We start from the raw sequence: 13,684 nt of genomic DNA, 5'->3' as shown, positions 1-13,684 counted from the left end.
GCCCAAAGGATGACATGGGACGCGACCGCGGGCCGATGCCCGCCGAGGGGGCACCCGCGCAGAATCGCTAGGGCGGTTGGCGATCACAAGCATTCTGTAGGGAAACTGCTAGCCGCGCAGGATTTGATGCACAGGTGCAGTTGGCGGGGCTCCTGCGCAACCGATGTGAGATCTCGATCTACCTGGTGAAATGGAGAAGACAGTGCCCGCGACGTTCCAGAGTTCCAGCACCTCTACCGCAGCTGACGCAGTGGAGGACTACCGCAGCCGCGGCTGGACCGTCGCCGAGACCGCCAATGGCGCGTGCCTGATCACCGACGAGCAGGTGGCCGCCGTCGAACTCACCGGCCCGCTCGCCGCCGAGGTCCGCCGCTTCCTGCGCGCCAACAAGCTCTCCGGCCCGGTCATCGAAATCCCTGGCGCCGAGCGCCGCGAGATCCATCTGGTGGTGGGCGTCGCCAAGGCCGCACTGGCGATCGAGGCGCTGCGCGGCGCGGGCGCGATCGTGCACACCGACGGCGCGAGCATTCCGCTCCCGCCGACCCGGCTGACCCGCGGTTCCGCCGAGTGGGCCATCGCCCCCGCCGAAGCCCGCTGGATTCCGCCGGTAGTTGCCATCGCCGCCGCGGTACACGCCGCTGTCCCGGCCCGCCGTCTCGCCGAAATCGCCTGCTAATCAGGCTGTCTGCATCAAGCGACCACGTGTCGCGGCTCCGGGAAGTGGCAGGCCGCCAGGTGGCCCTCGGCGGATTCGCCCAGTTGGATCAGGGGCGGCTCTTGTTCGGCGCAGATGTTTTCGGCCTTCCAGCAGCGGGTGCGGAAGCGGCAGCCGGACGGGGGGTTGATGGGTGACGGGACGTCGCCGGTGAGCCGGATCCGCTCGCGCTGCTTGGCGCTGTCCGGGTCGGCCTCGGGCACCGAGGACAACAGCGCCTGGGTGTACGGGTGGTGCGGGCGGCCGTAAAGATCGGCGCGATCGGCGATTTCGACGATCTTGCCCAGGTACATGACCGCGATGCGCTCGCTGAAGTGCCGCACCACGGCCAGGTCGTGCGCGATGAAGACGAAGGCGATGCCGAGCTCGCGCTGGAGTCGTTGCAGCAGGTTCACCACCTGCGCCTGGATGGACACGTCCAGCGCGGACACCGGTTCGTCGGCCACGATCAGCTTGGGGTCCAGGGCCAGCGCGCGGGCGACGCCGATGCGCTGGCGCTGCCCGCCGGAGAACTCGTGCGGAAAACGGTTGAAGTGCTCGGGATTCAGGCCGACCGTCGCCAGCAGTTCGCGCACCCGGTTGCGCCGGCCGCCCGGCGGGTCGATGCCGTTGATCTCCATCGGTGCGGCGATGATCCGGCCCACCGTCTGCCGCGGGTTCAGCGAGGAGTACGGATCCTGGAAGATCATCTGGAGCTCCGGGCGGATCGACGCCAGCTCGCGCCGGCTCCGGTGGGTGATGTCCTGGCCGTTGTAGGTGATCGTGCCTGCGGTCGGTTCCAGCAGCCGGGCCAGCATTCGCCCGGTGGTCGACTTGCCGCAGCCGGATTCGCCGACCAGCCCGAAGGTTTCGCCCGCGGATACGGTCAGGTCGATGCCGTCCACCGCGCGGACGACCTCGGTTTTCCGTTTGATCAGAAACCCGGAGCGGATGGGGAAGTGCATCTGCAATCCGGTTGCGGTCAGCAGCGGCTGGTTCGCGGCGGGCCGCGACTTCGACAGGTGCAGAGTCTGTTCGGTCATGATGCCTTCCCGATGCCGAGCGTCGGCTGGACCGCGTCGACGAAAATGCGGTCGGCCTCCTCGGTGGCCAGATGGCAGGCGGCCCCACGTCCCGTGGCCGAGCCGAGTTCCGGCCGCTCGGTGCGGCAACGCGCGTCCGCCACACGGTCCACGTAGTCGCATCGCGGATGGAACGGGCAGCCGGACGGCACATCGATCAGGCTCGGCGGCGCGCCCCGCACCGGGGTCAGCGGGGTGTCCACATCCCCGCCCAGATGCGGGATCGAGGACAGCAGACCCCAGCTGTACGGATGCCGCGGCCGCTTGAGCACCTCACGCACCGTGCCCCGCTCCACGCACCGGCCCGCATACATCACCAGCACGTCGTCGGCCATCTGCGCGACCACGCCCATGTCGTGGGTGATCAGGATGATCGCGGTGTCGAACTCGGTCTGCAACTCGCGCAACAGATCCAGGATCTGCGCCTGCACCGTGACATCGAGTGCGGTCGTCGGCTCGTCCGCGATCAGCAGGTCCGGGTCGCAGCAGAGCGCGATCGCGATCATCACCCGCTGCCGCATGCCACCGGAGAACTGGTGCGGGTACTCGTCCACCCGTCGCTGCGGCTGCGGGATGCCGACCTTGGTCAGCATCTCGACGGCCCGCGCCCGCGCCTGCTTGCGGCTCGCGCCGGTGTGCTTGCGGTAGGTCTCCATGATCTGGTCGCCGACGGTGTAATACGGCGACAGCGCGGTCAGCGGATCCTGGAAGATCATCGAGATCCGCTTGCCCCGGAACTGCCGCATGGTGCGTTCGTCCGCGCCGGCCAATTCCGTTCCCTCGAACCGGATCCGACCGCCGATCATCGCCTGCTTGCGGTTGTGCAGGCCGAGGATGGCCATGCTCGACACGCTCTTGCCGGAACCGGACTCGCCGACAATGCCCAGGGTTTTGCCCCGGGCGAGATCGAACGACAGCCCGTCGACCGCCTTGACCGTGCCGTCCTCGGTGCGGAAGTGCACCAGCAGGTCTCGCACCGAGAGGATGGCGTCTTGGCCGGACATGTCACGCTCCAGGTTCGCATCGGGCGGGGTCATCCGAGCCGCACCCTCGGGTCGATGAACGCGTACACGACGTCCACCACGATGTTGGCCACCACCACGGCGGTCGCGGCCAGCAGCACCACGGCCATCATCACCGGCAGGTCGGAGTCCTGAACGGAGTTGACCGCCAGCTGACCGATGCCGGGCAGGTTGAACACGGTCTCGGTGACCAGCGCCCCGCCGAGCAGCACGGCGATATCCAGGCCGAGCAGGGTGGCGATCGGGCTCATGGTGCCGCGAAACGCGTGCTTCAGATAGATGTTTCCGTTGCCCATGCCCTTGGCCCGCACGGTGCGGATGTAGTCCTCGTTGAGTACCTCCACCATCGAGGAGCGGGTGAACCGCGCGTAGTACGCGGCGGTGATGATGGCCAGGCAGATCCACGGCAGCAACAATCCGGTCCCCCATTTCACCGGGTTGCTGAAGAACGAGGTGTAGCTGGGCACCTTCATCAGGTGCGTCGAATACACGAAGAGGAACAAGAGGAACGGGCCGAGCACGAAAATCTGCTGCGCGCCGCCGAGTACCGCGAAACCCATGGCCGTCTTGTCCGCGACCTTCCCCTTGCGCAGCGCGGCCAGCAGGCCAAGACCGATGCCGACCACCAGGAACAGCACCACCGCCCCGATGGTCAGCGAGAACGTGACCGGGATCCGGTCCAGAATGGTGTCCAGCACCGGCCGGTGGTTGTGGAACGAATAGCCGAGACATGGTGCCGCGCAATAGGTATCGGCGATGGTGCGGCCGGCGAAGATCCCGCCGAGGTAGTCGAGGAACTGCTTCCAGACCGGCTGGTCGACGCCCAATTGGTGGGCGACGGCGGCGATCAGCTCGGGCGAACAGCTCTTTCCGCAGGCCAGTCTGGCGACGTTGTTGCCGGGGGCCACGTAGAACAGCATGAAGGTGATCGCGCAGATGATCAGCAGGATCAGGATGCCGCCGAGGATCCGGCGGGTGAGGAAGGCCAGCATGCGGAGATCGCTCTCTGGAGGAGGTGGCGGCCGAACCGGGTGCCGGGCTGTTCGTCACCCGGTTCGACAGACCTGCGCTACTTCTTGATGTAGGTGTTGTACAGGTCGATGGTGGCGCTGAGCATGTCCATCCGCGCTCCGCCGACCTTCGAGCCGTACATCACCTGTTTGCGCGTGTACACCACCGGGATCGCGGCCGCGAAGTCCTTCTGGATCATCTGGTCCAGCGGCATGTACCCGGCGCCCTGGGCGGTGATGTCCTGGATGGACTGGACACGATTGATCTCGTCATCGACGCGCTTCTCTTTGAGCTGGGCGTAGTTGTTGCCCTCGTCGCGGACCGCGCCGCCGTAGTACACCGCGCTGTAGACGGTCCGGTTGGTCGGCCAGTCCGGGCTCCACTGGTTCCAGATCAGGTCGAACGGATTGTCCAGGCGCCCGATCGCGTCATAGAAACCCTTGTCCGGCACCGGATTCAGATTGACCTTGAAGCCGGCCGCCTCGAACGCGCGCTTGATCGGGACACCCCATCGGTCCGCGGTCGGGGTGGAATCCCAGGCCACGTTGACCTCGTAGCCGAGTTTGCCTGCCTCGGTGAGGATCTGCTTCGCCTTCTGCGGGTCGCCGTTGTCGCCGACGCCGTACGCGTTGGGCTGCTCCACGAAACCCAGCGACGAGCGCGGGCTGAGCGTGTCGGCGATGTTGCCGAAGAACGGGCCGCCCTGCGTGGTGACGACATCCTGCTTCGGGAAGGCGGTCGCGATGGCCTTGCGCACCTGCACGTCGGTGACCCGGGCGGTGTTGATCGCGAAGACCTGCACGCCGTTGGTCTCGTTGTCCAGGACGCGCTGCTTCAAGTTCGGATCCTGCATGATGGCCTGGACCTGGTCGCTGTCCACGCCGCTGTAGTACGAGGCGGAGTTCGGGTCGGTGTCGGCCTTGAGCTGGTCGGTCTGCTGCTTGGCCATGACGCCGAACTGGAAGTGGATCTGGTCCAGGTACTGGTGGCGGACCGGGTCGGTCTTCGGATCCCAGTTCGGGTTCTTCACCAGGGTCAGCGTCTTGTCGACGTCGTGTGCGCCGATCTTGTACGGCCCGGTGACCATATCGCCTAACCCGTTGGCGTCCAGGTCATCCGGCTTCGCGTCGCGGTCCTTGCGCACCGGCACGGTCTGGCCCATCGAGGCGGCCATCGGGAAGTCCGACTCCGGCTCGGCCAGGTGGAAGATGATGGTCTTGTCGTCCGGCGTCTCGATCTTGTCCGGCCCGAGTTCCTTGCCGCCGAACGGACCCGGATAGACGGAGTTGAAGTCGTCCTTGCCGGTCAGCCAGAGCTGAACCCACTTGGGCCCGGTGGCGAACTTCGTGTCGAAGCTGCGCTCGACGCCGTACTTGATGTCCTGGGACCGGATCGGGGAACCGTCGGCGTACTTCACCCCGTCTTTCAGGGTGTACTTCCACGTCTTGCCGCCGTCGGAGGCCTCGCCGGTATTGGTGGCCAGATCGCCGACCAGCGCCATCGTGCCGTCGTCGTGCTGATCGAAAACGGTGAGCCTGCGGTTGATCAGGCGGAACGCCTCGTCGTCCGGAGCGGTGTAGATCTTGGCCGGGTCGTAGTGCGGGAAGTCGGCGCGCCACATCAGGTTGAGCGAGCCGCCCTGCTGGGCGCCGGGCACCTCGGCGGCCGGGCCCTGGGACTGTTTGCCCTCCGCGTCGAGGGTGAGCTTGCTCTGGGCGGACTTCGGCTGGTCACCACTGCCGACATTGGTGCCGCCGGCCGAACAGCCCGCCGTCACCATGGCCAGCGCCGCGGCCACCGCGGCGGCCTGCGCGAGATGCGATCTTTTCATTCCAGTTCCTGCCTCCTCTTACCGCCGAAAAGCCCGGCGACCCAACGGTTATCGGCTTCCCTTCGGGTCAAGGGCATCGCGCACCGAGTCCCCGAGCAAGTTGAACGCGAGCACGAACAGGACCATCCCGATGCCGGGGAAGACCAGATAGGTGATGTCGGAGGAGATCAGGCCGGAGCCGTTCTGCACCATCACGCCCCAGTCGGGTGTCGGATCCTTGATGCCGACGCCGAGGAACGACAGCGCCGCCTCCGCCGTGACGTAGGCGGGCAGGTCCAGCGTCGCCAGCACCAGGATCGGGGTCCACAGGTTCGGCAGCAGTTCCCGGAAGATGATCCGCCGGGGGCTGGCCCCGGTCACCTTGGCCGTCTCGACGAATTCGAGCTCGCGCATCGAGAACACCTGCCCGCGCAGCAATCTCGCGTTGCGGGTCCAGCCGAACAGGGTCAGCAGCCCGATCATGCTGGCCGCCCGCACCCACGGCGGAACCTCCTGCCCGGTCGCCTGGTAACTGGCCCAGGCGACGGGCATGAAGGCGAGGATGAACAGGGTGGACGGGACCGACAGCAGGGTGTCGGTGATCCGGCTGATGAGGTAATCGGTCCGGCCGCCGACGTATCCGGCGGTGACGCCGAGGACCGTGCCGATGATCGTCGTCAGCAGCACCACGGCCACCGCGATCAGCAGCGAGGTGCGAATTCCGTAGGCCAGCACGATGAGTACGTCGCGTCCGGTGTGCGGCTCGATGCCGAACCAGAATTGGCTGTCGATGCCGCCGTTGGGTTTGATCGGGAAGCCGGTGTCGGTGAGCAGTCCATTGGCGGTGGTGGCATACGGGGTATAGGGGTCTTTGCCGTAGAGCCAGGAGATCAGTGGCGCGCCCAGGCCGACGGCGAAGAAGAACACCACGACAATGGCGGCGGTTACGCCGGTTTTGTCCCTTTTGAATCGAAGCCAGGCGAGTCGACCGGGGGAACGGCCGAGCGGGCCGGTGCCGGCCACCTCGACGGTGGCCACGGCATCCGGTGGAAGCTCGTCCGTGCGCAGGGCCACTAGTCCCCCTAGATCACCTTGTAAGAATGGGCGAAAGGTACGGCGCGCGAGCATTCAGCGTCAACCCCCACTCGGGTTTACTGAGCAAGATGTACACATAAATCGGACAGTTGCTCACGAATAGTGCACTGTTGCATCAGTTTTTGTTGCCGGGGCGCGGTGAGAGCAACTGCTCAGCAGTCGATCGGTGCCGAAAAGACCTGAACCTCAACGGATGTCGGTGCCGGGTCAGTGCCGTTGCCCGGCCGATCAACTGGGGAATTCCCCAGTTCGGGGGGGGTTGCGCTGCGGGCGTGGGTGTGGTTCCACCCACGCGCGCGGCGGGGTCCGGCGTGGGGCGGACCTGACGGAATAGGCATCTCCTATGGCGGCTACTGAATTTTCGTCTTTGCTTCCGGTTCTTTTCCGGACGTAGCGTGAAAACAGTTCGACGAGGTCAATTCTTTTCCGTCGAGTCGATGAATACGCAATCGAAAGGACCGTGGCATGAGCACGTTTGGCAGCGGAGCCGGAACGCAGGAACTCAAAGGAAAGCGGGCGCTGGTCACTGGCGGTTCGCGCGGAATCGGAGCCGCCATTGTGCGGCAGTTCTTGAATGCGGGCGCCGAGGTAATCACCACCGCACGGTCGGCGACGAGCACGGTGCCGGAGGGCGCCACTTTCGTGGCGGCCGATGTGCGGACAAAAGCCGGAGCGGAATCACTTGCCGCGGCAGCACACGAGGCGCTCGGCGGGGTGGACATTGTGGTGCACAACGTCGGTGGTGCGCGACCGCACCCGGGCGCGCTGGCCATTCCGGATGCGGAGTGGCAGGACGCGCTGGACCTGAATTTCCTTGCGTCCGTTCGGCTGGACTCGCTGCTGGTGCCGGGGATGCGGGAACAGGGTTCGGGCATGATCGTGCACATCTCCTCGGCCGCGGTGCCGACCGTGGCGCCGCCGTTCCTGCACTACGTGGCGGCGAAGGCGGCGCTCGAGGCCTACAGCCGGGGACTGGCCCTGGAGCTGGCGCCGTCCGGAATCCGGGTCAACACAGTGTCTCCGGGCAAGACCGCCACACCCGGTGGCGAAGAAACGCGGGAGCTGTGGGCACGCTTGGACGAGACAGCGGGCTCGGCCGCCGGCAGCACCACGCCGCTGGGGCGCGACGGCAGGCCCGACGACATCGCCGACGCGGTGCTGTTCCTCGTTTCCGACCGGGCGAGCTGGCTGACCGGGAGCAATCTCTTCGTCGACGGTGGCGAATTCCCCAGGGGCTGAAGGTATTCCAGTTCTTCGCAAAGGAGTTCTACGTGAGTAGATATAGCAACAAGAATGCTGTGATCACCGGCGGAGGCAGCGGCATCGGGTTCGGGATGGCGAAGCTGCTGGCAGAGGGCGGGGCTCGGGTAATGATCACCGGCCGTTCGCAATCCGCGCTCGATGCCGCGCGGGAGCAACTCGGTCAGAACGTGGTGGCCGTCCGGAGCGATGTATCCGTACTGTCTGATCTGGATGCGCTGGCCGATCGGGTGAAGGATGAATTCGGTTCGCTCCATGGGCTTTTCGTCAATGCGGGCATAACCCGCACCATGCCGTTCGCGTCGACGACCGAGACCGAGTACGACGAACTGTTCGCGACCAACGTCAAAGGCGCGTTCTTCACCGTGCAGAGGCTCGCCCCGCTGCTGAGCACGGGTGCTGGCGTCGTCCTCACCACCTCGGTCGCGAACGTCATGGGTATGACGGATGCCGGGGTCTATTCGGCAGGCAAGGCCGCGCTGCGGTCGATGACCCGTAGCCTCGCACGCGAGTTGCTGGCGCAAGGAGTTCGGGTCAACGCGGTCAGCCCAGGACCGATCGACACGGGGACGTTGGAGAAGACGATGACCGCGGCGGCGGCCGCGGAGTTCAAAGCTGAACGGGTCGCGGCCAATCCGATGCAGCGGTTCGGTACACCGGCCGAGATTGCCACAGCGGCAGCATTTCTCGCCTTCGACGCCACCTACACCACCGGTGCCGAGCTGGTCGTGGACGGCGGCGCCACCCAGCTCTGAACGTCAGGACACCTGGGCCAGGGAGGAGGGCTCGGGCCAGGTCTCCTGGCGCAGGAGTTCGAGCAGGGTCTGCTCCGCCGGGCCCGCGTTGGGCCGCAGGACGGCGATCACGGGCTGGGACACGACCGGGAACACCGGGCGCGTGAGGTGCTCATGCCCGGGCGGCACCGCGGAGGCCGGAATGAGCGTGACCCCCAGTCCCTGCGCGGCCCAGCGGGCGGCCGTCGAGGTTTGGGACACCCGGGCGACGGTCGACGGGGTCAGCTCGTTCCGCCGCAGCACGTCCACCAGCACGGCATCGAGGGCGCTGTCCCGGTCGAACCGCACCCATGGTTCTCCGTCCAGGTCGCGCAGTTCGACCCGGTCCGCGGCGAGCAGCCGGTGCCCGGCGCTCAGCATCACGACGAACTCCTCCGCGCCGAGCCGGTGGGCGTCGGCCGGGGTCCGGTCGCACGCCGCCATGAACGCGAGGTCCAACATGCCCTGACGGCACAACCGGTCCAGCTCGGCCGAACTCGCCTCCTCGAAAACGGTGACCTCCAGCCGCGGAAAGCGGCGGCGCAATGCCCCCAGCGCCCCCGGCAGCTGCCGCGTGCCCAACCCCATCTGGACCGCGATCACCACCTCCCCCACCAGCTCATCCGCCCCGGCCCGCGCCGTCGCCCGCGCCCGCCGCGACGCGCTCACCGCGACCTCCGCCTCCCGCAGAAACGCCCGCCCGACCACCGTCGGCACCAGCCCGCTCGGCGTGCGCGCGAACAACTGCACCCCGAGCTCCCGCTCCAGACTGCGAATCTGCTGCGACAACGACGGCTGCGCCACATGCAACCGCTCCGCCGCCGCCGTCACCGACCCTTCCTCGGCCACCGCCAAGGCGTACTCGTACTGACGCAGGCTCATCAGATCCCGTCCCGCGGTGGACCACGACCCACCCCGTTGTCATCGAAGTATCAACAAGCCCTACAACACCCCAGCCAACCCGTTTACTCCGTGTGCGCCCCCGAACGGCTCGGCTGTGGCTCCTGTTCGACAGAGCGGAACAGTCTGTATCCAGTCAGGGCGGGAGCGGCCATCCTGGGGCGACGGCAACACCGGAAGTAACGAACACAGGGGGTTCATCATGTCGGATTTGGCTGTTCCTACCCAGGTCACTCATCCCTGGCAGGCCACTGCGCGAACGGTCTTCGCCGTGCTGGTCGCGCTTGCCTCGCTGATTCCTGTTGTCGCGGTTGCGGGCGGTATCGATACCGTGCCCGCCGTCGCGCAGTTGGTTGCGGTGTGCGGTGCGGTTACTCGCGTTCTGGCATTGCCCGCGGTCGACGATTTCCTGTCGCGGTTTCTTCCGTTCCTCGCGGCCGGAAGGCGCTGACCGGAACCGGTCCTCGGTGTGGAAACCGGCGGATCAGCGTCGTTCGTCGCGCCGGCGCACGGTGCGCAGGCCGCATGCCTGGCCGACGCTCGCGCCTTCCAGCAGGAACTGGCACACGATCACTACATAGCCGAACAACCACCTGCCCACGGTCTGCCACACGCGCGGGCGGCGGCCGTCCTTCCAGCGCAGCACGCGCATGCCGAACAGGAACTTGGCGAGACTGCCGCGGAAGATCAGGGTGCCGAACACGTGGTTGGCGAAGGACACCGCGAACAGGCAGGGCAGGAACACCGGTGCGAACTCGGCGATGCCGGCCTCAGCGTGAAAAACCCGCACCGCCAACGCGAGAGCGATAAAGAACGCCAGCAACCCATCCGTCATCGCGGCCAGGGCAAGCCGATTCTCCCCCGCCTCTTCCGGCACCCACACATTCGCCCGACGCGATTGCCGGGTGCGACCCGAAGTTGCCGTTGCTGGATCGACGTAAGGTGCGCTCACGCACCACATTGTGCACACCGCCGACCCCCGTGCCCAGCACCGAAAACTAGGGGCCACCCAGCGCGCGACCACGGGTTCGTGCCGAAACCTGGGATCGGTAGGCGGCGCCCCCGGCATCTACTTACCCCATGACATCTTCTCCATCACATACGAACCGACCGCAGCCCGCCGGCCTGGACAAGAAGATCAGCGCGATCCTGTCCTACGCCCTGGGATGGCTCACCGGCGTCATCTTCCTCTTCGTGGGAAAACACGATCCCGACGTGAAATTCCATGCCGCACAATCGATCGTCTTCTTCGGAGCGGTCTCGGTGCTCAACATCGTCCTGAGCATCGTCGGCTCGTTCCTCGGCGCCCTGGGAATCATCTTCAGCCTCGCCGGACTCGCACTCTCCATCCTGACGCTCATCGTCTGGATCATGGCCATGGTCCAAGCGAACAAAACCGGCGGCGCCCGCGCAGCACTCCCCATCGTCGGAAAATTCACCGCGCGCTACGCCGACCAGTTGGCCAACTCGGTCAAGTAGCGGTTTATTCGAAGTCCCGAAGACCAACGGCCCGAGGCTATCTCGGGCCGTGTCTCGCGTGTGGTCCGAATTTCGCCGATGGTGGTAGCGGCAGCAGTGACCCGGCCATCGACCGTCTCTTTCGCGTCGCATTACGCCGCTACCTGGCCGTATCCGGCCGCCTCGATCGCACCCGCGACGGTGCTCGCTATTGGCTGCCTGGCAGTTCGGATCCGAAGGCGAGCTGTGGCAACTGAGCTGACCGTGTTCTCCTGAACCAGCGGCATCGGCGTTACCGCGCATTCCACCCAAAAAGGACAACCGTGATGTTGCCGGTCGCCTGTATAGTTCGGATCGACTCCAAACGGGGGAATCCATTGCTAGAGAGAGTATTTCAACGTGCGTAAATCCAACAGGGCAGCCGTCACCACCGTGGCGGCACTCAGTGCGCTGGCTGCGGCGGTCGCGTTCGCCGCGCCGCAGGCGGGGGCAACCGTCACGAGTGTCCAGGTCGACAAGGGACAGAGCTTCGGCAGTTCGGCCGACGCCCGCGGCACCGGCTGCTCCTACCCGATCATCGTGAACACGGACCCGGGCAAGCGGGTGGTCGTGCTCGACCAGATCGGCGACGACCCGAATACCGCGGACTACAAGCAATTCCAGCCGTATGAACTGGTCGCGGACGCGTCCGGCGCGGCCCGCTCCACGTGGACCCCCGATCGTAAGGGCCCGCACAAGATCGTGGTCCTCGAGCTCCGGGCCGATGAAGACTACGACGTCTACAGCCCCCGCAATGCGATGAACATCGGAACCGGCGTCAACCTCGGCCCGGCCTGCGTCGTACTGCCCTGAGTGCCCGCCGCAGACCGGTGTCGCTCCGAATCCACACTGGGTGACACCGGTCTGCGGCGCTGACGCGGGCCGCGTCGCGCGTCTGCCGGACAACCCGCGATTTCAACCACGGCACCAATCCCAGGGCATCCCTGGGTATCCGGGCTCGACGAGGCAGACTCGGGAGCGACTGGTCGGTGTGAGGGTGCAAGTATCGCCGGAAGCGGAACAGCCTGTCCAGGACAGGGCCCCCTGGTAGGTCACGAATTCTCCTCGGTACGCGGTGAGGGTTACTCGGGTGCCAGGTCGGTATTTCAGGGTGCAGTTCGTCGCGGAGACCGGACTGCACGTGACTCCGGGTGGGTTCGCAGAGACGGTATAGCCCCCGGGTACGAAGATCGACAAGGTCACCGTGCTGTGCGAAGTGGACCAGTTCAGCTTGTCGAAGACGTCCGGAAACAGTTTGGGGCCGATCGTGGCGACGAGGATCAGCACGAAGATTCCTTTGAGGCCGTCGAGTATCCAGTCGACAACCTTGCCGGTCTTCGGCGGCGGCGCATCGGTGCTCTTCGCCGCGGCGCCGACCAAGACGACACCGGCAGCAACTCCGCCGTCGCGTTTGCCGGTGCGATCGCGCTCCTCTTCATCGAGGACTCGGCGAATGGTTTCCGGTAGCAACTCGTTCAGCTCCGGGGCAATGAGAATCGGGATGAGCACCGGGCTGTAATGCACGATGAGCCGAGCCCGCTGCTCGTCACAGGTGTCACAGTTATCGCATTTCCGGCAGGTGCCAAGATGGCGAAGGATGCGCTGCCGCAGCATGCGGGTGAACTGCTCGTCGCTCTTGCCGTCCCAACCGGAGCGATCGAGAATACCGGCGAGTTGAATACAGTGCGGCCGACCGTGTTTGGCGAGGATCAGCGCGCCGAATCCCTCGTCCACCCGAATTCTGTTCTCGTAAGCGAACTTATAGGCATTCTTCGTACTGACAGACAGCGCGGTGGCCAACGCCTTTCCGTGTAGTTCGCGACGGATGTTGAACTGGTAGATCCGGCGTTGATGGCGGGTGAAGGTCGTGGCGACGACGTCGAGCATGCGGTTGACCTCGTCCGTGCGGCGCAGCCGGTCCGCCTCGTCATCGTCGGCCGCCGGCGTTTCCGACGGCAGCGGGCTGGTGCGGCTTCTCGCCTGCCTTCGCCAGTCCTCGCGGCAGCGATTGCGCACGATCCCGCACAGCCATGCCCGCAGCTTCTCGGGCTCCCGCGGGTTCTCCCCGCCGACCAGTTCCCGCGTCGCGACCTCGACGGCGTTCTGGACGATGTCCGTCACCCGGTCCCGGTCCGGGACGTCCAGTTGGTACACACAGACGGTCGACATGACCTTCTGGTAGCGGCGCACGATCTCCCCCAGCGCCGCTTCGCGTTCGGCGCGGTCGATCGGATGCCGGACTCGTTCCACCAGCCCGGCGTCCGGCAACCGGGTCCAGCTGTCGTCATCGGTCACCGGCCACATCCCCTGGTCTTCCTGAGAATTATCTAAGGATTCGGCCGACTTCGGGGGAGATTTCGGCCTTCGCGGTCCCAAGCCTTCAGACCACGAGCCAGAGGAGGCCGACCATGAACGACAACGACTTTCGAGCGCCGAGGCAGTGATCACCATGGCGAACTCGAGAATCCCGGCCTGCGCATCCGTCGCCGCACTGACCGCCATTGCCCATCACCTGCCCGCGCTGGTCATCGGCGCCATCG

The 13,684-nt window shown here is 66.1% G+C and carries 14 protein-coding genes; 6 read left to right on the top strand and 8 right to left on the bottom strand.

Annotation, left to right across the window (positions count from 1 at the left end; genetic code table 11):
- The first annotated feature begins 190 nt into the window (after positions 1–190).
- A complete protein-coding gene (locus tag F3087_RS13000; protein WP_150402165.1) occupies positions 191–676 on the top strand; it encodes a hypothetical protein in 486 nt (161 codons plus the stop codon).
- 14 nt (positions 677–690) lie between these two features.
- Here the strand turns inward: F3087_RS13000 and F3087_RS12995 are convergent, their stop codons facing one another.
- From F3087_RS12995 to F3087_RS12975, 5 genes are all read right to left on the bottom strand, one after another.
- The gene (locus F3087_RS12995) at positions 691–1,737 is read right to left on the bottom strand and encodes an ABC transporter ATP-binding protein (protein WP_150402164.1); all 1,047 of its coding nucleotides are present in this window, start codon (positions 1,735–1,737) and stop codon (positions 691–693) included.
- A complete protein-coding gene (locus F3087_RS12990; RefSeq protein WP_150402163.1) occupies positions 1,734–2,813 on the bottom strand; it encodes an ABC transporter ATP-binding protein in 1,080 nt (359 codons plus the stop codon). The genes F3087_RS12995 and F3087_RS12990 overlap by 4 nt, the downstream gene beginning before the upstream one ends.
- Entirely contained in the window at positions 2,810–3,790 is a 981-nt protein-coding gene (locus F3087_RS12985; RefSeq protein ID WP_150402162.1) for an ABC transporter permease, read from the bottom strand. The genes F3087_RS12990 and F3087_RS12985 overlap by 4 nt, the downstream gene beginning before the upstream one ends.
- Positions 3,791–3,867: 77 nt before the next feature.
- Positions 3,868–5,640 (bottom strand): ABC transporter substrate-binding protein, encoded by a 1,773-nt coding sequence (locus F3087_RS12980; RefSeq protein WP_150402161.1) that lies wholly within the window; start codon positions 5,638–5,640, stop codon positions 3,868–3,870.
- A gap of 48 nt (positions 5,641–5,688) precedes the next feature.
- Complete coding sequence (locus F3087_RS12975; protein WP_223885047.1) at positions 5,689–6,693, bottom strand: ABC transporter permease; 1,005 nt, start codon at positions 6,691–6,693, stop codon at positions 5,689–5,691.
- Positions 6,694–7,179: 486 nt separating this feature from the next.
- Between F3087_RS12975 and F3087_RS12970 the strand changes: the two genes are divergently transcribed.
- Together F3087_RS12970 and F3087_RS12965 are read left to right on the top strand one after the other, a co-directional pair.
- Positions 7,180–7,953 (top strand): SDR family oxidoreductase, encoded by a 774-nt coding sequence (locus F3087_RS12970; protein ID WP_150402159.1) that lies wholly within the window; start codon positions 7,180–7,182, stop codon positions 7,951–7,953.
- A 32-nt stretch (positions 7,954–7,985) separates the two neighbouring features.
- Positions 7,986–8,729: an SDR family oxidoreductase gene (locus F3087_RS12965; RefSeq protein ID WP_150402158.1), complete on the top strand. Its 744-nt coding sequence runs from the start codon at positions 7,986–7,988 to the stop codon at positions 8,727–8,729.
- A 3-nt stretch (positions 8,730–8,732) separates the two neighbouring features.
- Here F3087_RS12965 and F3087_RS12960 read toward each other — a convergent pair whose 3' ends face one another.
- Positions 8,733–9,629 carry a LysR family transcriptional regulator gene (locus F3087_RS12960; RefSeq protein ID WP_150402157.1) on the bottom strand — a complete coding sequence of 299 codons (897 nt, stop codon included), beginning with the start codon at positions 9,627–9,629 and terminating at the stop codon, positions 8,733–8,735.
- A 220-nt stretch (positions 9,630–9,849) separates the two neighbouring features.
- Between F3087_RS12960 and F3087_RS12955 the strand changes: the two genes are divergently transcribed.
- Positions 9,850–10,098, top strand: a complete 249-nt coding sequence (locus F3087_RS12955) for a hypothetical protein (RefSeq protein WP_223885046.1) — start codon at positions 9,850–9,852, stop codon at positions 10,096–10,098.
- Positions 10,099–10,131: 33 nt separating this feature from the next.
- Here F3087_RS12955 and F3087_RS12950 read toward each other — a convergent pair whose 3' ends face one another.
- The gene (locus tag F3087_RS12950; RefSeq protein ID WP_191093942.1) at positions 10,132–10,524 is read right to left on the bottom strand and encodes an RDD family protein; all 393 of its coding nucleotides are present in this window, start codon (positions 10,522–10,524) and stop codon (positions 10,132–10,134) included.
- A gap of 203 nt (positions 10,525–10,727) precedes the next feature.
- Here F3087_RS12950 and F3087_RS12945 point away from each other — a divergent pair, with 203 nt between their 5' ends.
- Complete coding sequence (locus F3087_RS12945; RefSeq protein WP_223885045.1) at positions 10,728–11,126, top strand: DUF4870 domain-containing protein; 399 nt, start codon at positions 10,728–10,730, stop codon at positions 11,124–11,126.
- A 378-nt stretch (positions 11,127–11,504) separates the two neighbouring features.
- On the top strand, positions 11,505–11,957 hold the full coding sequence (locus F3087_RS12940) for a hypothetical protein (RefSeq protein WP_150402155.1): 453 nt from the start codon (positions 11,505–11,507) through the stop codon (positions 11,955–11,957).
- A gap of 102 nt (positions 11,958–12,059) precedes the next feature.
- On the opposite strand, the gene F3087_RS12935 is transcribed toward F3087_RS12940, so the two are convergent.
- Entirely contained in the window at positions 12,060–13,646 is a 1,587-nt protein-coding gene (locus tag F3087_RS12935) for an RNA polymerase sigma factor (protein WP_150402154.1), read from the bottom strand.
- Positions 13,647–13,684: the final 38 nt, after the last annotated feature.

Origin of the sequence: Nocardia colli, assembly GCF_008704205.1 — a bacterium.
Lineage (GTDB): Bacteria > Actinomycetota > Actinomycetes > Mycobacteriales > Mycobacteriaceae > Nocardia > Nocardia colli.
The sequence above is the reverse complement of the archived record's forward strand: the minus strand, read 5'-3'. Positions and strand labels throughout refer to the sequence as shown.

Coding starts and splice junctions, on each gene's coding strand:
- F3087_RS12995 (WP_150402164.1), bottom strand. CDS start 1,737: ATGACCGAACAGACTCTGCACCTGTCGAAGTCGCGGCCCGCCGCGAAC.
- F3087_RS12955 (WP_223885046.1), top strand. CDS start 9,850: ATGTCGGATTTGGCTGTTCCTACCCAGGTCACTCATCCCTGGCAGGCC.
- F3087_RS12990 (WP_150402163.1), bottom strand. CDS start 2,813: ATGACCCCGCCCGATGCGAACCTGGAGCGTGACATGTCCGGCCAAGAC.
- F3087_RS12985 (WP_150402162.1), bottom strand. CDS start 3,790: ATGCTGGCCTTCCTCACCCGCCGGATCCTCGGCGGCATCCTGATCCTG.
- F3087_RS12980 (WP_150402161.1), bottom strand. CDS start 5,640: ATGAAAAGATCGCATCTCGCGCAGGCCGCCGCGGTGGCCGCGGCGCTG.
- F3087_RS13000 (WP_150402165.1), top strand. CDS start 191: ATGGAGAAGACAGTGCCCGCGACGTTCCAGAGTTCCAGCACCTCTACC.
- F3087_RS12945 (WP_223885045.1), top strand. CDS start 10,728: ATGACATCTTCTCCATCACATACGAACCGACCGCAGCCCGCCGGCCTG.
- F3087_RS12960 (WP_150402157.1), bottom strand. CDS start 9,629: ATGAGCCTGCGTCAGTACGAGTACGCCTTGGCGGTGGCCGAGGAAGGG.
- F3087_RS12970 (WP_150402159.1), top strand. CDS start 7,180: ATGAGCACGTTTGGCAGCGGAGCCGGAACGCAGGAACTCAAAGGAAAG.
- F3087_RS12935 (WP_150402154.1), bottom strand. CDS start 13,646: ATGGCGGTCAGTGCGGCGACGGATGCGCAGGCCGGGATTCTCGAGTTC.